This window comes from Oceanisphaera sediminis, from assembly GCF_039539745.1.
In the GTDB taxonomy this organism is placed as follows: domain Bacteria; phylum Pseudomonadota; class Gammaproteobacteria; order Enterobacterales; family Aeromonadaceae; genus Oceanimonas; species Oceanimonas sediminis.
Genome location: NZ_BAABDS010000002.1, coordinates 46,701 through 65,633 on the forward strand (window position 1 = coordinate 46,701; position 18,933 = coordinate 65,633).

Annotated in this window: 18 protein-coding genes; 8 read left to right on the forward strand and 10 right to left on the reverse strand. The window is 57.6% G+C overall.

The window, feature by feature from the left end; all coding sequences use genetic code 11:
- Positions 1–18: 18 nt before the first annotated feature.
- From yajC to queA, 3 genes are all read right to left on the reverse strand, one after another.
- Positions 19–345: a preprotein translocase subunit YajC gene (gene yajC / locus ABD827_RS00775; protein ID WP_298715603.1), complete on the reverse strand. Its 327-nt coding sequence runs from the start codon at positions 343–345 to the stop codon at positions 19–21.
- A gap of 169 nt (positions 346–514) precedes the next feature.
- Positions 515–1,660, reverse strand: a complete 1,146-nt coding sequence (tgt, locus tag ABD827_RS00780) for a tRNA guanosine(34) transglycosylase Tgt (RefSeq protein WP_344961449.1) — start codon at positions 1,658–1,660, stop codon at positions 515–517.
- An 86-nt stretch (positions 1,661–1,746) separates the two neighbouring features.
- Positions 1,747–2,808, reverse strand: coding sequence for a tRNA preQ1(34) S-adenosylmethionine ribosyltransferase-isomerase QueA (gene queA / locus ABD827_RS00785; protein WP_344961451.1), 1,062 nt, complete (start codon positions 2,806–2,808; stop codon positions 1,747–1,749).
- 176 nt (positions 2,809–2,984) lie between these two features.
- Between queA and ABD827_RS00790 the strand changes: the two genes are divergently transcribed.
- Both ABD827_RS00790 and ABD827_RS00795 read left to right on the forward strand, forming a co-directional pair.
- Positions 2,985–3,494, forward strand: a complete 510-nt coding sequence (locus ABD827_RS00790) for a CBS domain-containing protein (RefSeq protein WP_344961453.1) — start codon at positions 2,985–2,987, stop codon at positions 3,492–3,494.
- A complete protein-coding gene (locus ABD827_RS00795) occupies positions 3,491–4,093 on the forward strand; it encodes an acyl carrier protein phosphodiesterase (protein ID WP_344961455.1) in 603 nt (200 codons plus the stop codon). Before ABD827_RS00790 ends, ABD827_RS00795 begins: the two co-directional genes overlap by 4 nt.
- Here the strand turns inward: ABD827_RS00795 and ABD827_RS00800 are convergent.
- The 5 genes from ABD827_RS00800 to ABD827_RS00820 all read right to left on the reverse strand — a co-directional run bounded on the left by ABD827_RS00800 (position 4,054) and on the right by ABD827_RS00820 (position 11,220).
- Positions 4,054–5,886, reverse strand: coding sequence for a protein kinase domain-containing protein (locus ABD827_RS00800; RefSeq protein ID WP_344961457.1), 1,833 nt, complete (start codon positions 5,884–5,886; stop codon positions 4,054–4,056). The two genes, ABD827_RS00795 and ABD827_RS00800, sit on opposite strands and share 40 nt — an antisense overlap.
- 36 nt (positions 5,887–5,922) lie before the next feature.
- A complete protein-coding gene (locus ABD827_RS00805; RefSeq protein WP_344961459.1) occupies positions 5,923–7,236 on the reverse strand; it encodes a 2-oxo acid dehydrogenase subunit E2 in 1,314 nt (437 codons plus the stop codon).
- A gap of 9 nt (positions 7,237–7,245) precedes the next feature.
- Entirely contained in the window at positions 7,246–8,223 is a 978-nt protein-coding gene (locus tag ABD827_RS00810; RefSeq protein WP_344961461.1) for an alpha-ketoacid dehydrogenase subunit beta, read from the reverse strand.
- Positions 8,223–9,407 carry a thiamine pyrophosphate-dependent dehydrogenase E1 component subunit alpha gene (locus ABD827_RS00815; protein ID WP_344961463.1) on the reverse strand — a complete coding sequence of 395 codons (1,185 nt, stop codon included), beginning with the start codon at positions 9,405–9,407 and terminating at the stop codon, positions 8,223–8,225. The genes ABD827_RS00810 and ABD827_RS00815 overlap by 1 nt, the downstream gene beginning before the upstream one ends.
- A 214-nt stretch (positions 9,408–9,621) precedes the next feature.
- The gene (locus ABD827_RS00820; protein WP_344961465.1) at positions 9,622–11,220 is read right to left on the reverse strand and encodes an isocitrate lyase; all 1,599 of its coding nucleotides are present in this window, start codon (positions 11,218–11,220) and stop codon (positions 9,622–9,624) included.
- 518 nt (positions 11,221–11,738) lie between these two features.
- On the opposite strand from ABD827_RS00820, the gene ABD827_RS00825 reads away from it, so the two are divergent.
- The 3 genes from ABD827_RS00825 to ahpF all read left to right on the forward strand — a co-directional run bounded on the left by ABD827_RS00825 (position 11,739) and on the right by ahpF (position 14,226).
- Entirely contained in the window at positions 11,739–11,951 is a 213-nt protein-coding gene (locus ABD827_RS00825; RefSeq protein WP_344961467.1) for a hypothetical protein, read from the forward strand.
- 88 nt (positions 11,952–12,039) lie between these two features.
- Positions 12,040–12,606: an alkyl hydroperoxide reductase subunit C gene (gene ahpC / locus ABD827_RS00830; protein ID WP_298715625.1), complete on the forward strand. Its 567-nt coding sequence runs from the start codon at positions 12,040–12,042 to the stop codon at positions 12,604–12,606.
- A gap of 78 nt (positions 12,607–12,684) precedes the next feature.
- Entirely contained in the window at positions 12,685–14,226 is a 1,542-nt protein-coding gene (gene ahpF, locus ABD827_RS00835; protein ID WP_344961470.1) for an alkyl hydroperoxide reductase subunit F, read from the forward strand.
- Positions 14,227–14,307: 81 nt separating this feature from the next.
- Here ahpF and yejK read toward each other — a convergent pair whose 3' ends face one another.
- The gene (yejK, locus tag ABD827_RS00840) at positions 14,308–15,303 is read right to left on the reverse strand and encodes a nucleoid-associated protein YejK (protein WP_344961472.1); all 996 of its coding nucleotides are present in this window, start codon (positions 15,301–15,303) and stop codon (positions 14,308–14,310) included.
- Positions 15,304–15,380: 77 nt separating this feature from the next.
- Between yejK and ABD827_RS00845 the strand changes: the two genes are divergently transcribed.
- Complete coding sequence (locus ABD827_RS00845) at positions 15,381–15,608, forward strand: YejL family protein (RefSeq protein WP_298715631.1); 228 nt, start codon at positions 15,381–15,383, stop codon at positions 15,606–15,608.
- Between the two features lie 31 nt (positions 15,609–15,639).
- Positions 15,640–17,496 carry a DUF3413 domain-containing protein gene (locus ABD827_RS00850; RefSeq protein ID WP_344961475.1) on the forward strand — a complete coding sequence of 619 codons (1,857 nt, stop codon included), beginning with the start codon at positions 15,640–15,642 and terminating at the stop codon, positions 17,494–17,496.
- A gap of 76 nt (positions 17,497–17,572) precedes the next feature.
- Here ABD827_RS00850 and ABD827_RS00855 read toward each other — a convergent pair whose 3' ends face one another.
- The gene (locus ABD827_RS00855; RefSeq protein WP_344961476.1) at positions 17,573–17,959 is read right to left on the reverse strand and encodes an NlpC/P60 family protein; all 387 of its coding nucleotides are present in this window, start codon (positions 17,957–17,959) and stop codon (positions 17,573–17,575) included.
- 205 nt (positions 17,960–18,164) lie between these two features.
- Between ABD827_RS00855 and ABD827_RS00860 the strand changes: the two genes are divergently transcribed.
- Positions 18,165–18,920, forward strand: a complete 756-nt coding sequence (locus ABD827_RS00860) for a 4'-phosphopantetheinyl transferase family protein (protein WP_344961477.1) — start codon at positions 18,165–18,167, stop codon at positions 18,918–18,920.
- Positions 18,921–18,933: the final 13 nt, after the last annotated feature.

The window sequence follows — 18,933 nt, forward strand, 5'->3', positions numbered from 1 at the left end:
GTGCTCCTCGACAGAGAATTAAAGGGACTGGATAGAGCCCTTGGGAAGAACAGCGGTGATGAAGTCCTTCTTGATGGTGACCTGGCTCTGCTCGCTCAGGTTCAGCAATACGTAGTCGTTTTCTGCGGAGATCTTGGCAATCTTGCCTACCAGGCCACCGTTGGTCAGCACTTCGTCACCCTTGCTCAGGGAAGACATCAGGCTCTTGTGCTCTTTGACCCGCTTGGACTGGGGGCGGAAAATCATGAAATAGAAGATCAGGCCGAATACCACCAGCATGATGATCATTTCCATACCGCCACCGGCGGCTCCGTCCTGGGCGTAAGCGTTAGAGATAATATCCATTCTTTTCAGTTCCTCGTTATTGATGGTTAAAAGCTGTTACATCGGTGTTATGCACCGGTGAGGGAAGGTACAGCACGTCGACACGCCATAAACCCATCCCTGGGGGCTCGGACATGCCATCCATGGCATGTCACGGTCGACTTAGCAGACACCTTCCCTCACCCGTTCGTCATTCGCCGTTTTCACCTGCAGTCTGGCCCAGTGGCGGCACGGGTTTACCCTGGCGCGCATAGAAGTCAGCTACAAAGTCGTCTAATTTACCCTGCTCTATGGCTCCACGTAAACCTTCCATAACTCTTTGATAGAATCTGAGATTATGAATGGTGTTTAAACGTGCACCCAGGATCTCGTTGCACTTGTCCAGATGATGCAGATAAGAGCGCGAATAATTCTTGCAGGTATAGCAATCGCAGTCCGTATCCAGCGGGCCGGTGTCGGTCTTGTGCTTGGCGTTACGGATTTTCACCACCCCTTCGCTGGTAAACAGATGGCCATTACGGGCATTGCGGGTCGGCATGACGCAGTCGAACATGTCGATGCCCCGGCGTACCCCTTCCACCAGATCTTCCGGCTTGCCCACGCCCATCAGGTAACGGGGCTTGTCGGCCGGAATGTTCGGGCAGGTATGCTCCAGCACCTTGTGCATTTCGTGCTTGGGCTCGCCTACCGCCAGGCCGCCGACCGCATAGCCGTCGAAGCCGATGTCGAGCAGACCGGCCAGCGACTCGTCACGCAGGTCTTCGTAAACACCGCCCTGAATGATGCCGAACAGGGCGTTCTTGTTGCCCTGCTTGTCGAAATGATCACGCGAACGTTTTGCCCAGCGCAGAGACATTTCCATCGACTTTTTGGCTGCTTCCCAGGTTGCCGGATAGGGGGTGCATTCATCCATGATCATCACCACATCGGAGCCCAGATCGTACTGGATTTCCATCGACACTTCGGGTGACAGAAAAATCTTGTCGCCGTTGACCGGGTTGCGGAAATGAACGCCTTCTTCGGTGATCTTGCGAATGTCACCGAGGCTGAACACCTGAAAACCGCCGGAGTCGGTGAGAATGGGCCCCTGCCAGTTCATGAAGTCATGCAGATCGCCGTGCATCTTCATCACCTCCTGACCCGGGCGAACCCAGAGGTGGAAGGTGTTGCCGAGCAGGATCTGGGCGCCGGTATCGGCAACTTCTTCCGGGGTCATGCCCTTGACGGTGCCATAGGTGCCCACGGGCATGAAGGCCGGGGTTTCAACCACGCCACGGTCGAAAATCAGGCGGCCACGGCGGGCGCCGCCATCGGTGGTTTGCAGTTCAAATTTCATCGGTTACCTCACTGGCCGGAGAAACAGTCCGACCTTCGTTTCCGGGATTGGGGATTTGGGAATGGGGATTAGGGAATGGGGATTGACTAGTCCCTATTCCCCAATCCCTGATTTTTGGTTATAAACATGGCGTCACCGTAGCTGAAAAAACGATAACGCTCGGCCACCGCCTGCCGGTAGGCTTCCATGATGTGATCGTAGCCGGCAAAGGCGCTGACCAACATGAGCAGGGTCGACTCGGGCAGGTGGAAATTGGTGACCATGGCATCCACCAGCTGAAATCGGTAGCCGGGATAGATAAAGATATCGGTGTCACCATAAAAAGGCGCCAGCGGCTCGCCCTTGGCCATGGTGGCCTGGGCCGCACTTTCCAGCGAGCGCACCGAAGTGGTGCCCACGGCAATGACCCGGCCGCCCCGGGCACGAGTAGCTTCTATCTGTGCCACCACTTGTGGCGGTACCTCGATATATTCCGCATGCATCTTGTGATCGAGTACCTGTTCGACCCGCACCGGCTGAAAGGTACCGGCGCCTACGTGCAGGGTAACGAACGCCTGAGCAACGCCCTTTGCGGTCAGCTCGTCCAACAGCGGCTGGTCGAAGTGCAGGCCGGCAGTGGGTGCGGCCACGGCACCGGGCTTTTCGTTGTAAACGGTCTGATAACGCTCTTTGTCGGCGTCGGTGTCGGGCCGGTCGATATAGGGTGGCAGCGGCATGTGGCCGACCGCTTCGAGGATCTCCAGCACAGGTCTTTCATCATGGAATTCGATCTCGAACAGGGCGTCGTGGCGGGCCAGCATGGTGGCCTGCACGTTTGGTTCCAGGATCAGGACCGTGCCCGGTTTGGGCGCCTTGGAGGCACGCACATGCGCCAGTACCCGCTTGTCGTCCAGTACCCGCTCGACCAGCACTTCCAACTTGCCGCCGCTGGCCTTGTGGCCAAACAGGCGAGCCGGAATCACCCGAGTGTTGTTGAACACCAGCAGATCGCCGGGGTTGACCAGATTCAGGATCTCGGCGAAGTGACCGTGGGTGATGTCACCACTGTTACCGTTCAGCTGCAACAGCCTACTGGCGGAACGTTCCGGCATCGGATGGCGGGCTATCAGTTCGTCGGGGAGCTCAAAGGAAAAATCGCGGACCAGCATACACAACCTCTTGTCATAACGGGCGCTAGTCTAGTGAGGGCGCCCCACGGGATCAAGGCAATTCGGCCGGGGTTGGAGCATAATGGACATTACTGACCGGCCATGCCGGTGCCGCAGGAGGCTACGCTTCCCCGGCCGTCCGGTTGAGCTATCTTGATATAAAAGAGAGGAGAAAGATGATGCCCGCGATCGTCTCTGAAATTATGTCACACAATGTCATCGGCCTGCCGCCATCGGCTACGCTGGCCGAGGCCCGCACCCTGATGCAGCGTCATCATATCCGCCACCTGACGGTGCAGGAAGGAGATAAGCTGATGGGGCTGGTCAGCCAGCGAGACATTCTGGCCGCGCAGGAGTCGAGCCTGGAAAAAGGCAACAACGGCGCCTTTCTGCAGCAGCATCAGCTTAGCGAGGTCATGATAAAAGGGGTCACCACCGTCAGCCCCCGCGCCGGTGTCCGCGAAGCGGCCCTTTACCTGCAAAAATGCAAGTACGGTTGTTTGCCGGTGGTCGACAAGGGCAAGCTGGTGGGCATAGTGACCGACAGTGATTTTGTGACTGTGGCCATCCACCTGCTGGAGGTGCTGGATACCCAGCTGGCCGAACAACCGTTCGACGAGCCTGATGACGACGATCTGGATCTGGCGATGACTCAGGAAGGCGAAGACGAGCAGGAAGCCCGGTGAATTACCTGGCTCATCTGCATCTGGCACATATCAGCAATACCAGCCTGCCCGGTGCCCTGCTCGGTGAATATGCCCGGGGCAGTATCGACCCTCGATTACCTTGCTCCCTGCAACTGGGTATTCGGCTGCACCGACGCATCGACAGTTTCACCGACGCTCATCCGCTGCATGCGGGGGCGGTGCGCGCCCTGCCCAGCCCCTTTCGCCGCTATGGCGGCATCATCATGGACATGATGTTCGACCACTTTCTCGCCCGGCACTGGCCTCGCTATCATGACTGGCCACTGGCTGATTTCATCGCCTACAGCCATCTTCAGCTGCATCCGGACACACACTGGCCGGACGCCATGGTTACCCTGGTGGATCGCCTCAAACAACATCAGTTGCTGGCCAGCTATCAAAGCCTGGAAGGCATTACCCTCGCCATCGGTCGCATCGATCATCGTTTTCGCCACCCCACGCCCCTGCCCCTATGCGCGCCGCTGCTGGAGCAACACTATGCCGCCATGGAGCAGGCGTTTCTCGGCTTTTATCCCGAATTGCAGTCTTTTGTACTAGATCAGTCCAGACAACCCTGGGCCTTGGGGTTGGCCGGGTAGAAAAGCGTCGGCTGCACCGGCTGGTGGCTGAACAACCGGGTATTCTTGTGCGGCAACTTCATGAAGCCGCCCACTCCCTGATCGTCTATCTGCGGTATCAGCGCCACTATCTGGCGCAACAAATCGGCAAACTCCGGCTCGGCGCCGGCATCCAGCAGCCGATAATAGCTGTGCAGTTTCATGTACAGCGGCGTCACCTCGAAGATGATGCAGCCGGTATGGTGAATCCCGTTCAACCGGGCGAGCACCGCCATGATGGCGGCGGGCAACACCAGCTGTTCGTCCGGATCCCGGCCATCTTCAAAATAGGAATGCTGACGGCTGGCATCGTCGGTACTGGGAATGGCCGCCAACCGATAGGGAATGCGAGTCTCCGCCGGTGGTACGAACGGCAGATCCGGCGTTTTTCGGCTCAAATGAAGGGTATTGCGCGCGTTGAACAGGCAGGCCTTGAACAAACCGACTTTATCGATGCTTCGCGCCAACATCACCACGTTGTTGACCGCCAGCGCAAAGGCAGGCCGCATCTGCTCATCGTACAGATTGAGGCTGGAGTCGATATACAGCCCCTCTTCCTGCCAGTGCAACGCCAGCCCGCCCACCACCGGATAACGCCCCAGGCGGCTGACCGCCGCCACAAAGGCCTTTTCGGTGTCGCCCATGCCCACCAGGTAGTTTTTGTAGTAACGCTCCAGCTGCGCATCGTCCACATAATGGATGTCGGCTTCTTCGCTGCGTTCGCGCAAAAACGACTTGCGTGACGAATACACTACCGTATCCATCTCGTGGCGCTCGGGGCTGCTCCACACCGGCAACAGGGGGCTGTCGTCAAACAGTGGCAGCTCGGGCAGCACCAGTCGTTTCAATCGCGGCATGGCGGCAATGAAGTGATCGCCCGCCAGCTGCCGCAATCCCGCATCTTCGCCAAACAGGCCATCCAGCATCAGCGCGAACTCCTTCGGCAATCCCAGGCTGGTCGCCGGTATGGCCTGGCTGCCAAAACGGCAGGACTGACCCGAGGCCAGCGCATACAGGGTGGCCGCCACGCCCTGCTCGTCAAAACGCGGACTGGACTGGGCCCCGTCTCGCTGCTCGGGCCCGATGAAATAAACATCGCCCAGCCGGGCATTGCTGTACTGCAGATCCGCCGACATCAGTTGCATCACGTTGGTAGAGACAAACTGCCCTTCCCGGTCGAGCTGGGCAAACACCGACGAGCCCCAGTCGACCAGACAGATGTGACCACTGGCGGTATCAAACACGATATTGGACGGCTTGATATCGCCATGCACTATGGGGGCGGACTGACCGTCCTTGCGGTGCTCACGCAGGGCTTGCAGAATATCGGCCAGCTGGGCGGCGATGTCGATCAGCAAGCGGGCCGGCAAACGACCCTGCTGCAGACTGTATTGCTCGAGATCCAGCCCTTCGGCCCGGGTCATCATCAGAATGCCCTGTTTTTTCAAGCGCTGATAGGTGATGTAACGAGGCACCCGCGGGTGTTGTATCTGCGACAGCATGTAGGCCTCATCGGCCAGCCGTTCCCGAATGGCTTCGGGCAGCGTGATACGCGAAAACTTGAAGGCATATTCCTCACCCGGCTCGGCGGTACCGGCAAAGGTGAAACCGTAGGCACCGTGGCCGACCAGGCTGATATGACGATAGCCCAGCTTTTCCAGCTGGCTGACGCACAGGGCAATCCAGTCTTTCAGTTTTCTGGCGTCGTTGGCATTGAGCAGGTAAATGGACTGCTCTTCGGGAATATAGAAATTACGCAGCCGATGCAGGCTCATGATCTCCCCAGCCATTCGCTTGATGGGGCCCGCACGCTAGCTCAATTGCACCAGCATGCGTTCCGGTTGCTCCAGATATTGGTACCAGCGGCGGTTGAAGCGAGCCATGGTGGCGCCGTCGATGAGTCGATGATCCGCCGACCAGCACACCATCATCAGATTCAGGCTGACCACTTCACCGGCCTCGTTGAAGCGCGGCAACTGCTGCAACCGGCCCAGGGCGGCAATGGCCACCTGCGGCGGGCTGACGATAGGGCTGGACACCACACCGCCGAGGGCGCCGATATTGGACAGAGTAATGCTGGCGCCCTGCAGCTCGGCCGGCGCCAGTCGACCGGCCCGCGCCGCCGTGGTCAGCCGTTCCAGCTCGACCGCAATTTCCAGCAGGGAGCGCCGCTGGCAGTCACGCAGCACCGGCACCAGCAAGCCGGCGTCGGTGTCCACCGCCACCCCGATATGATGACTCGGCAGATAACTGACTTCGGTCGCCTCCTCGTTGAGCTGGCTGTTGAGCAACGGAAACTCGTGCAACGTCAGTGACAGCGCCTTGATAAAAAACGGCAGCAGGGTGAGCTTGATGTCCTGCCCGGCCAATACCGGCACCAGCCGCTGCTTCAAGCGCAGCAACTCGCTCAGCTCCAGCTCGTCACAGAAGGTAAATTGCGGAATGGTCAGCGAGGCCGTCATCTGCCGGGCCATGGCCGCCGCAATGCCGGTGAGCGGCTCGCTGTGCGAGGGAGCAGTATCGTCGCCGCGCGTCGGCTCGACCGACCGGGAGCCGGCGGCCTGCGGTTGCTCTCTCTCCGCCAGATAAGCCTCGATGTCTTCCTTGTAGATGCGGCCCTTGTCGCCGGAGCCGACAACCCGCTTCAAATCCAGCTCCTGCTCGCGCGCCAGACGCCGTACCGCCGGACTGGCCAACACCTTGCCCCCCGCAGGCAACTGCCCCGATTCGCGATCGCCATGATTAGAATCAGGGACAGATTCGGGTGTGGGCTCTGGCTTCGACTCGAGTACCCGTTCAGGCTCGGGGGCCGCTTCAGGCTCGGTGACCGACTCAGACTTTTTGGCCGGCTCAGACGCTTCGGGCGCCGACTCGTCATTCGCACGCCCCGCGACTTCCATTTCAAACAAGGGCGCATGCACCCGGGCCATCTCTCCCTTCGCCACATACAAGTGCGTCACGGTACCGCTGTGCATCGCCGGTATCTGCACCAGCGCCTTGTCGGTCATTACATCACAAATAGCCTGATCCTCGGCCACCCGATCTCCTTCTTCGACCAGCCACTCCACCAGCTCGCATTCCACTATGCCTTCACCGATATCCGGCAGATAAAAGTCCTGCTTCATGCTGCCCCCTCAAAAATTGAATGTGCGCACAATGGCGGCATGGATCTTGAGATGATCCGCCATGTATTCCTTTTCCAGCGCCAGCGGATAAGGGGTATCCAGACCGCACACCCGGGCGATGGGACTTTCCAGATACAGAAAGCAGCGCTGCTGTATGGTGGCGGCAATTTCACCGGCAAAACCACCGGTGAGCGGCGCCTCGTGGGTGATCACCAGCCGCCCGGTTTTATTCACCGACTCGGCCACCTTATCCGCATCCCACGGCAGTATGCTGCGCAGATCAATCAGCTCGCAGGAAATGCCCTCCTGCTCGGCCAGTGCCACCGCCTTGCCCGCCACCTCCATCTGGGCTCCCCAGGCCAGCACGGTGACATCCGCTCCCTGCTGCACCACCTCGGCCTCACCCAGCGGTACTTCATAGTAGTCTTCGTCCACTTCGCCCACCGCGGCCCGGTACAGTCGCTTGGGCTCCATGAACAGCACCGGATCCGGGCTGGCAATGGCCGCCAGCAGAAGTCCCTTGGCCTGGGCCGGATCCCGCGGTATCACCACCCTCAGGCCTGCCGTGTGGGCAAAGTAGGCTTCCGGTGACTGGCTGTGATAGTGACCACCGGCAATGCCGCCACCGTAGGGCGTGCGGATCACCAGCCCGCCCACGTCGAACTGATTGCCGGAGCGGTAGCGGTATTTGGCGGTTTCATTGATGATTTGGTCAAATGCCGGATAGATATAATCGGCAAACTGGATTTCGGCCACCGGCTTCAGTCCTCGCGCCGCCATGCCGTTGGCAAAGCCGATAATGCCCTGCTCGGTGAGCGGAGTATTGAAACACCGCCGGGCGCCGTATTTGTCCTGCAGCTTGCTGGTCGCCCGGAAAACGCCGCCGAAATGGCCGACATCTTCACCGAAACAAAGCACATCCTGGTCTCTGGCCATCGCCAGATCCAGTGCCTGGTTGATGGCCTGCAGCATGTTCATCTGTGCCATTATTCAAACCTCCCCGCACTCAGCGGATAGGCATCCGGATATTGTCGAACATGCGCTTTCAATTGTTCGAGCTGCTCCTTCAGCATCAGGGTGGGCGTGGCATAGACATCGCTGACCAGAGTATCGATATGTGGCTTGGCCAATTGCTCGGCGGCTTTCAGCTCTTCCAGCACTTCCTGGCGCAGGGCGTCGGTGGCAATCTGATCCGCCGCTTCGTCCAGCCAATCCTGATGCTGCAACCACAGGCGGTAACGGGCGATGGGATCCTGCCTGCGCCAGCGCTCCTCTTCTTCCCGCGAGCGGTAGCCGCTGGGATCGTCGGAAGACGAATGGGCTCCCAGTCGGTAGGCAATGGCTTCTACCAGCACCGGCTCCTGCTGCTCCAGCGCCAGCTTGCGGGCCAGCCGCGTCGCCTCGTAGACCGCCAGCACATCGGCGCCGTCGACCCGAATGGCCTGCATGCCGTAGCCCACGGCCCGGCAGGCAATGCCGTCACCGATAAACTGCTCGTTGGCGGGAGTGGAAATGGCATAACCGTTGTTGCGACAGAAAAATATCACCGGCGCCTGCAGCACGGCCGCCATGTTCAGGCCCGCATGAAAGTCCCCTTCCGACGCCGCCCCTTCGCCAAAATAGCAAAGGGTGACGTTGCTTTCTCCCCGCAGCTTTTGAGCATAGGCATAACCGCTGGCCTGGGGGATCTGGGTACCCAGCGGCGAGGAGATGGTCATGAAATGCAGTTCACGGCTGCCGTAATGCACCGGCATCTGCCGCCCCTTGCCCAGATCCCGCTCGTTCGACAGCAGCTGGTTCATGAACTGGGTCAGGCTGAAGCCGCGATAATGCAATGCGCCCTGCTCCCGATACTGGGCCATGATCATGTCTTTTTTATTTAACGCAGCGGCACTGGCAACGGTGGTGGCTTCTTCGCCCAGGCACTGCATATAGAAGCTGATCCGGCCCTGACGCTGGGCCGCCAGCATGCGTTCATCCAGAATACGAATAAACACCATGCTCTCGTATATTTTCAGTGCCGTGTCTCGGTCCAGTACCGGCGACGAGGCACCGGCAAACAGGGTGCCGTCTTCCTGCAAAATGCCGAGGGTGGGAATATTGAGCGCCTGGGCATCGGTAAACCGGGCCTGATGCACCATGGAGCCGGAGGTATTGCTCGGGTTGGTCATGACGTCACTCCCATCATTGGCCGGGCGAGTCTGAACGGGCGCAAGCCTGCGCTCTGCTACCCGCTTGATATGCCGCCAATTATAACACCTGATTAACAGTTTGCCGGGAGCGCCACGGGTGGGAGTGAAGAGTGGTACACATAAAAAAGGCAGCCTGATGGCTGCCAAAAACGAGATAGACTTAGTTGGTGTTATTTTTTGCTGATGACCATCATCAGATGTTTTCGAACTGACCCATGGTGTTGTCTTTACCACCGGCCTTCAGCGCCGCTTCACCGGCGAAGAATTCCTTGTGATCGTCGCCGATGTTGGAGCCGGCCATGTCCTGATGCTTGACGGTAGCAATGCCCTGACGAATTTCCTGGCGCTGAACACCGGCTACATAGGCCAGCATGCCTTCGTCTCCGAAGTAGCCCTTGGCCAGATTGTCGGTCGACAGTGCCGCCGTGTGGTAAGTCGGCAGCGTAATCAGGTGATGGAAGATACCGGCTTCGCGGGCAGAATCGCGCTGGAAGTTGGCAGTCCACTCATCGGCCTGCTTGGCCAGATCGGTGGTGTCATAATCGGCACTCATCAGTCTGGCACGGTCATAACCGGATACATCCTTGCCTTCGGCAGCCCAGGCATCGAACACCTGCTGACGGAAGTTCAGGGTCCAGTTGAAGGATGGGCTGTTGTTGTAAACCAGCTTGGCATTGGGCACCACTTCACGAATGCGATTCACCATGTTGGCAATCTGGCCGACGTGCGGCTTTTCGGTTTCAATCCACAGCAAGTCGGCACCGTTCTGCAGGCTGGCGATACAGTCCATCACCACCCGGTCTTCACCCGAGCCCTCCTTGAACTGGAACAGACCGGAAGCCAGACGCTTGGGCTTGACCAGCTTGCCGTTCTGCTTGATGACCACGTCACCGTTATTGATGTCGTCGGCACTGGTTATCTCGTCACCGTCGATAAAGCTGTTGTACTGGTCGCCCAGATCGCCCGGCTCGTTGGTCACCGCAATCTGCTTGGTCAGACCGGCACCGAGGGAGTCGGTACGCGCCACGATAACGCCATCGTCGACACCCAGCTCCAGAAACGCCAGGCGCACGGCGTTGATCTTGGCGAGGAAGTCGGCGTGCGGCACGGTCACCTTGCCATCCTGGTGGCCACATTGCTTCTCGTCGGACACCTGGTTTTCAATCTGAATACAGCAGGCGCCCGCTTCAATCATCTGCTTGGCCAGCAGATAGGTGGCTTCTGCGTTACCAAAGCCGGCGTCGATATCCGCCACTATCGGTACTATGTGGGTTTCGTGATTATCGATGTCCGACTGAATCTCTTTTACCTTGGCGTGATCACCGGCCTGCTGAGCATCTTCCAGTGCACGGAACAGGTGGTTCAGCTCCCAGGAATCGGCCTGACGCAAAAAGGTGTACAGCTCTTCGATCAGCCCGGACACCGCCGTTTTCTCGTGCATGGACTGATCCGGCAGCGGACCGAATTCGGAACGCAGGGCCGCGACCATCCAGCCGGACAGATACAGGTAACGACGCTTGGTGCTGCCGAAATGTTTCTTGATGGAAATCATCTTCTGCTGACCGATAAAGCCATGCCAGCAGCCGAGCGACTGGGTGTACTGGGAACTGTCATTATCGTAGTTCGCCATGTCTTCACGCATGATTTTTGCGGTGTACTTGGCAATATCCAGCCCGGTCTTGAATTTGTTCTGGGCACGCATACGGGCGGCATGTTCCGGCTTAATGGCGCTCCAGGTCGGGTTTTGCTTGATCAAAGAGGTGAGTGCATCAATTTCGCTTGCGTATGGCATGGTCTCGTTCCTGTTCTGTCGGGTTAAGGTTCTTTTTCAGAGCCTGTTCACTTCCCTGTCACACCGGCACATCGGATAACCAGGATCCGGATGACCGGTATGGTGCAGTGGTCTTCGTCTTTTTGCTCCGCAACCTTTTTTATTTTATTGGCGATGCAGCTCGAGTCCGTGCTGTCAGCCTGGTTTGTCGTTTCCGTTTGTTCTGCGTTGCGGTACGACTATTAACTTGCTTAAAAAACAACGGAAGATCAAGTTATGATTTCACAAAAATACAACATTAATCACATAATCCATCACACTTAAAACTAAAGTATGATGGCCACAACGCCCGTAAGTACTGGCCTTAACAAGAGCAAGGATTGGACCAAGACACCCCACACTGTAATTTATTTACGAAATTAAAATTCATATGAAATAAATTTTCCCGATATTACTCCAAGGTTATGAGTGTCGAGCTGACTCGGTAAAAAAGACGGATCAAGCCCGATTAAACCAAGGCGTCATGCAAGGCATGGCTAATGAAAATTTCAAATTTTGCAACTGCACAAAAAACAGCAATAACCCTTCCCGAAGACAAGAGCACATCGACTTGTCGTTGTTTTATCATTTTCATCAAGAGTGATTCGGCAGGTAAAAACAACGGGGTTGATGCACTTCCATTCGAAAAGGAGCAGAGCCTGACCACGAAAGTAAACACCTCAATCAATAGCCATGGACTATTAATAAAATAGAAATAAGTGCATTAACAAATCAATGCACGCCTTCTACTATGGACATCGTTCGCAACACACACCCAATAATGAAACTCAAGGAGCTAACATGTCCGTTGCTATCAACACCGAAATCAAACCCTTCACCGCTCAGGCCTATCACAAGGGCAACTTTGTGGAAGTGACCGAAGCCCATCTGAAAGACAAGTGGTCCGTGGTGTTCTTCTACCCGGCCGATTTCACCTTCGTCTGCCCCACCGAGCTGGGTGATCTGGCCGATCATTACGCCGAGCTGCAGCGCATGGGCGTAGAAGTATTCTCGGTTTCTACCGATACCCACTTCACTCACAAGGCATGGCACGACAGCTCCGACACCATCGGCAAAATCCAGTACTACATGGTGGGCGATCAGACCGGCACCATCACCAACAACTTTGGCGTCATGCGTGAAGGCCAAGGCCTGGCGGATCGCGCCACCTTTATCATCGACCCGCAGGGCGTGATCCAGGCCATCGAAGTGACCGCCGAAGGCATAGGCCGTGATGCCTCCGATCTGGTGCGCAAGATCAAGGCTGCCCAGTATGTTGCCGCCCATCCGGGCGAGGTTTGCCCCGCCAAATGGCAGGAAGGCGACGCCACGCTGGCTCCGTCTCTGGATCTGGTCGGCAAGATCTAAGATCTGCGTAAAACCCGGCCACCGCATAACACCGGTGGCCGGGGATGATGCCCCCTTCATTCAGCACAGGACACGAACATGTTAGATGCCAATCTCAAGCAACAGCTGGACACTTACCTGCAGAACATCGTCTCTCCCATCGAGATCAGCGTGTCCGGTGGCAACACAGCAAAATCAACCGAATTGAAAGCGTTGGCGAATGAAATCAGCCAGCTCTCCCCCCATATCAGCCTGCGGGAAACCGCCGCCCGGCGCACGCCCAGCATGAGCATTGCCGCGGCCAATCAGGCACCCCGCGTCAGCTTTGCCGGTATTCCCATGGGGCACGAATTTACGTCACTGGTACTGGCCCTGCTGCAAGCCGGCGGTCATCCGTCCAAGGCCGCCCCCGAGTTACAGCAACAAATCCGCAACCTCGAAGGCGAGTACCATTTTGAGACCTATATTTCCCTGTCCTGTCAGAACTGCCCGGATGTGGTGCAGGCATTGAACCTGATGGCCACCCTGAACCCGAACATCACCCACGAGATGATCGACGGCGCCCTGTTCCAGGACGAAGTCAATCAGCGCCAGATCATGGCGGTACCCTCGGTCTATCTGAACGGTGAGCATTTTGGTCAGGGCCGCATGAGCCTGGAAGAGATCGTCGGCAAGCTCGATACCGGCGCCGCCAGCCGCAAGGCCGCCGAGCTCGATGATCAGGCCCCCTTTGACGTACTGGTAGTAGGCGGCGGGCCCGCCGGTGCCGCGGCCGCCATTTATGCCGCCCGCAAGGGTATTCGTACCGGCCTGGTGGCCGAACGCTTCGGCGGTCAGGTCATGGATACCGTCGGTATCGAAAACTTTATCTCGATCCCCTATACCGAAGGCCCCAGGCTGGCCGCCAGCCTGGAGCAGCACGTCAGGGAATACGGGGTAGAACTGATCACCGATCAGCGCGCCGCCGGTATTACTCGGGGCGAACTCATCGAAATCCCGCTGCCCAGTGGTGCCACCCTAAAGAGCCGTTCGGTGATTTTGGCGACCGGCGCCCGCTGGCGCGAGCTGAATGTACCCGGAGAAACGGAATACCGTAACAAGGGCGTGGCCTACTGCCCCCACTGCGACGGGCCCTTCTTCAAGGGCAAGCGGGTGGCGGTGGTCGGTGGCGGTAACTCGGGCATTGAAGCGGCCATCGATCTGGCCGGGCTGGTCGAGCATGTCACCGTGGTGGAGTTTGCCGATACCCTGCGTGCCGATGAGGTATTACAGCGCAAGGCGCGCGCCATGGGCAATATCGACATCATCACCAACGCCCAGACCACAAAGGTAGTGGGTGACGGCAACAAGGTGACCGGCATGCACTATATCGACCGAGTAAGTGGCGAAAGCAAACAGCTGGAAGTGGCCGGCATCTTCGTGCAGATAGGGCTGGTGCCCAATACCGAATTCCTTCAGGGATCGGAAGTCGAGCTGACCCGCTTTGGCGAGGTGATGATCGACGCCAAAGGCGCCACCTCCATGACCGGCGTGTTCGCCGCCGGCGATGCCACTACCGTGCCCTACAAGCAGATAGTGATCTCGATGGGCGCCGGTGCCACCGCCGCCCTCGGGGCCTTCGATCACCTGATCCGCTCGTAAAACCGGGAATGGGGAATGGGGAATGGTAGTTGTACCGATTTATCGAGATAACGGATAATCCCTAATCCCTAATCCCCGCGTTCAGCTGCCCTGCAGCTGGGATTTCAGGTTGGGCGGTACGCCTTGAATCACCAATGTGTCGGTGGCCGCGTCGTACTGAATACGCTCGCCAAGCAATTTTTGATCGAAGCTGATGGTCAGGCCGCCACCGGATCCGACGTATTTGGTCAGCCCCTTGAGCGCGGAGCGGTCGACCGGAAACTTGTCTTCCAGCTGGTACTCTTCGCTCACAAACTGGTAGAAGTCCAGATCGTCGTCGGTACCCAGCTCTGCCGACAGCTCGCGCAGCTCCAGCTCTTCACCTTCCTTCAATTGCTCGCGGCAGTATTTGCTGACCAGCGCCTTGCTCTCCTGCTTTTCTTCCTTGCTGAGCTGGCGGGACTCACAGAATTCGTCCACCGCCTTCAGCAAGCCCTGACTCTGGGCCTTGGGATCCATGCCTTCGACGCAAGAAAGAAAGTTCAGGAAGAAGTCCGACACCTTGCGTCCCGCCCGCCCCTTGATAAAGGAGAAATAACGGTGCGAGTCGGGGCGGCTCTGCAGCTCGGTCAAATCCAGCCGGGCCGCCAGTTGCATCTTGCCCAGATCCAGATAGCTGGCCTGGCTGACTTCCAGCTTTTCGGTCACGGTGACGCTGTCCTTGTTATCCAGCAGCGCAATCAGCAGATAGTGCGCGCCCAGCCACTGATAACGCACGAACAGCAGAACCCCCTGCTCGCTCATGTCCAGCCGCTTCAGCTCGGCCAGCAGCCGCTCGGCCGCCTGATGGGTAAAGGCGGCAAAGGTCAGGCTTTGATCTTCGACCCGTCGCACCAGATCGCGAAAGCCGCTGTCTTCTTCATTGAAATAGCCAAACACCTTGCCGGCCTTGGTGTTGTAGATGTGATGCAGCTCGCCCATCAAGTGGTTAACCGCCGGCCCGGTGGCCAGCTCCTGCTCCCGGGTGGCCAGTTGAGTTTGGCCCTGCTCATCCAGAAACAGGGAGTGTACTATGATGTGTTCGATGTCCAGGCTCATAACAGATTGCCATAGAGTTGCCAGAAGGGGTGGGGTATTATAGTCGTCCTGTTACCAAGTTACATGATTGAACGCCCATGCCTGTTATTTCCAAGTACGACAAACAATTTGATCAACTTCTGAGCGAGCTGGAAGCCGTGATGGACAAACATCTGGCCCCCGCCGACCTGCGGTTGATGGTGCTGGGTAACCTGGCTACCCACATCATCAATACCCAGATAAACCCGGGACAACGCAAGGCCATTGCCGACAAGTTTGCCAAGGTCCTCACCAGCTCGGTTGACACCCAGAAAGGGGCTCACTAAGCGCCCTTTTGCCAACAGAAACGGCTGAACGATGCTCGATACCGGTAATCTCTATCGCGACAATGTCTCTCGCCTGATTGGGTGGGGCCACTGGATGGTGCTTTTCAATATCCTGCTGGCGCTGGCGGTGTCGAGTCGTTATCTGCTGCTTGCCGGCTGGCCCGATACCCTGCTGGGTAGCGGCTATATGCTGGTCAGCTGGATCGGGCACTTCGCCTTTCTGAGCTTTTTTACCTATCTGCTGACGCTGTTTCCGCTGACCTTTCTGTTCCCGAAAGTACGCGCCGTACAGTTATTGGGGGCCGCCATTGCCACCGGGGCGCTGACCCTGCTGCTGGTAGACACCCAGGTATTCAGCCTGTTCAGGTTTCATCTTAACCCGACCGTCTGGCAACTGCTGCTGGAACAAGCTCAGGCCGAAGAAGCGTCCGGCTGGGGCTGGCTGTTTGTGTGGGTGCCGGTGCTGTTTCTGTTTGAACTGTGGCTGGCCGGCTGGCTCTGGCGCTGGAGCCAACGCCGACGTCGTTCGCTGGCTCTGCCCCTGGCGCTCCCTCTGCTGGTGAGTTTTTTTCTTACCCACAGCGTCCATATCTGGGCCGATGCGCTGGTATACACCCCGATCACCAATCAGAAAGCCAATTTCCCACTGTCTTACCCGATGACGGCCAAGAGCTTCCTCATCAAGCAGGGCTGGCTGGATGAAGATCAATATCGCCAGTTGTCGCAACAGGTGGCAGAGCAACCCCGGCGACGATTGAATTACCCGCTGCGCCCGCTGTCGGTACAGGCACCGGATACCTCGCCCAACATTCTACTGGTGGTGGCGGATGGCTTGCGCGCCGATCAGCTCGATGCCATTACCATGCCCAATCTGAATCGTTTCGCCCATCGTCATCTGCGTTTCGATAATCATCTGAGTGCCGGTAATCAGCCCCGCTCGTCCCTGTTCAGCCTGTTTTACAGTCTGCCGTCTCATTACCAGCGCGATACCGAGCAGGAAGGCATAGCCCCGGTGTTGATCGATGAACTGCAGCGTCAGGATTATCGTTTCGGCCTCTTTGCCAGCGGCGGCCTGGATAAAACACTGTACCGCAATGCCATTTTTTCGACCCTGCGCAATCAGTCATTCGACACGGCTGCCGCCGGTGCCGAAGGTGATCGCCAGGCCGTCAACGACTTTGGCCACTGGCTGGAACAACAGGATAACGAACGGCCCTGGTTTTCTTTCGTCTACCTGGATGCACTCAACTCGCTGGACCTGCCCGCCGGTATTAAAGGACCCTTCCAGCCTTCGCTGCAGCAACTGAACCCGGCTCAGGCCTATCGAGACGAGCAACGCGAGGCCCTGTTCAACCGCTATCGCAATTCGGTATTCTATACCGATCGCCTGCTGGGACAGTTACTGTCAAAAGTCAGACAGGTTGATGAGCGCGACACCCTGATCATCGTCACCTCCGGCCACGGCATGGAGTTCAACGATAACGACAATAACACCTGGGGGTTCGGTAACGCCTACTCGCCTTATCAGCTGCAGGTGCCTCTGGTTGTCGACTGGCCGGGTGAACGCCAGCCGGCCCGCTACGATCACCCGACCAGCCAGCTGGATCTGGTGCCCACCCTGCTGCGCCAGGCGCTGGGCGTACAGAGTCCGCTGCGTAGTTACAGTACCGGCCAATCCTTGTTCAAGGCCGATGCCAATCGCTGGCGACTGGCGTCGGATGAAGAAGAATATGTTATCTATCAACAGGATGACATTACGCTGTTTAACCGTCAGGGCGACGTTCAGTTGTTGCGGGCAAGAGACTATAAAACCGAGCCGAACGCCAACCCGGAACTGTCATTGCTGTTGCAGGTGATGGACGATCTGAATCGTTTTCAGGGTGAGTGATTAAGACCGGGATCGGGGTTCAAGGGATTGGGGATTAGGGATTAGGGACTCGAATCCCAGATCCCTAATCCCGGTTTTACTGTTCGTCGAGCAAACGTCGGGCCTGCCAGTAGCGACTGCGCCAGTACACATTATCCAGCCGGGAAATGGTGACCCCGACACTGGATGAGGCGTGGGCAAACTTGCCATCTCCCACATAAACACCGTTATGCCGGGTTCGACCGGTACGGAAAAACACCAGATCGCCCGGTTGCAATTCCTTCTTGCTTACCGGGCGCCCCAGGGTGACCTGCTCGTAGGTACTTCTGGGTAGCTCCATCCCGTATACTTCCTGATACAGGGTACGAGTAAAGGCCGAACAGTCGATACCTTCGGCATCAACGCCGCCAAAACGATATGGCACACCACGCCAGCGCTGATAGACCTGATGCAGATTTCGAACCGAGGCCTGCCTGGTCTTCATCGAACCGGTGCTGATACTGTAAGTCAGGGAAGAAGACGGTTTTTTTCCAGCTGTCTTTTTTCCTGACTCAGATTGGGGAGTGCTGCTGCAACCGGCAAGCAGCAATAAACTGCTAAGAACAATTACCTTTTTCATATGAGTCATGGCAATCAGCTATCAATCTCAAAGATACTAGTGCAGATCTCGGGGGTTTGGCAAAAATAATATGAGCAAAAACAAAGATATTTTTACCGAATTATTAATTTGCAACAGTCTCGGTGTCAGCCTGCCCATTAATGCCCAAAAAACACTCTCTCATGCCGAGCTCACCCGGCTCGACGGCATTCGGCACCCGCGCCAGGCGAGGCTGTTTTTACTGGGCCGTTACCTGCTGCGCCAGTTGCTTGCCGACCGGCTATCCGAGCCACCGGAGCGTATCGCCATTCATATCGATGCCAGAGGGAAACCGCTGCTGGAACAGCCCGGCTGGCATTTCAATATCAGCCACAGTGGCGATACCCTGGCGCTGACCATCGGCAATCAAAACAGCCTGGGGGTCGATGTTGAAGGCCGACAGCTGTCACCGGCGCAAATAACCCGCCTGGCTCGTCGTTACCTGACCGAGCAGGAGCAGCAATGGCTGAGCCTGAGCCAGACCGCATCCGCCGACTTCACCCGCCTGTGGACGGTCAAGGAGGCGGTACTCAAGGCCCACGGCGGCGGCATCGCCAACAATCTGCAGCGGGTACACTGGCAACCGGACACAAGATGCGCCACCCTGGAGCAACATCGTTACCGGCTGCATCAATATGCGCTGGGGCACAGCTGGCTGACCCTGGCCATCGACGAGCATAACGAGACCAGTGACGCTGTGGCAGGGCCGGAACCCACCCTGCTCCGCCTGAGCGATTTACCTTGTGAGCTTGAAATAACCGGACCGCAACCCAATTTATCCCTAGACTCCCAAATTCATAACTCCTGAGTGAGACCCTGTT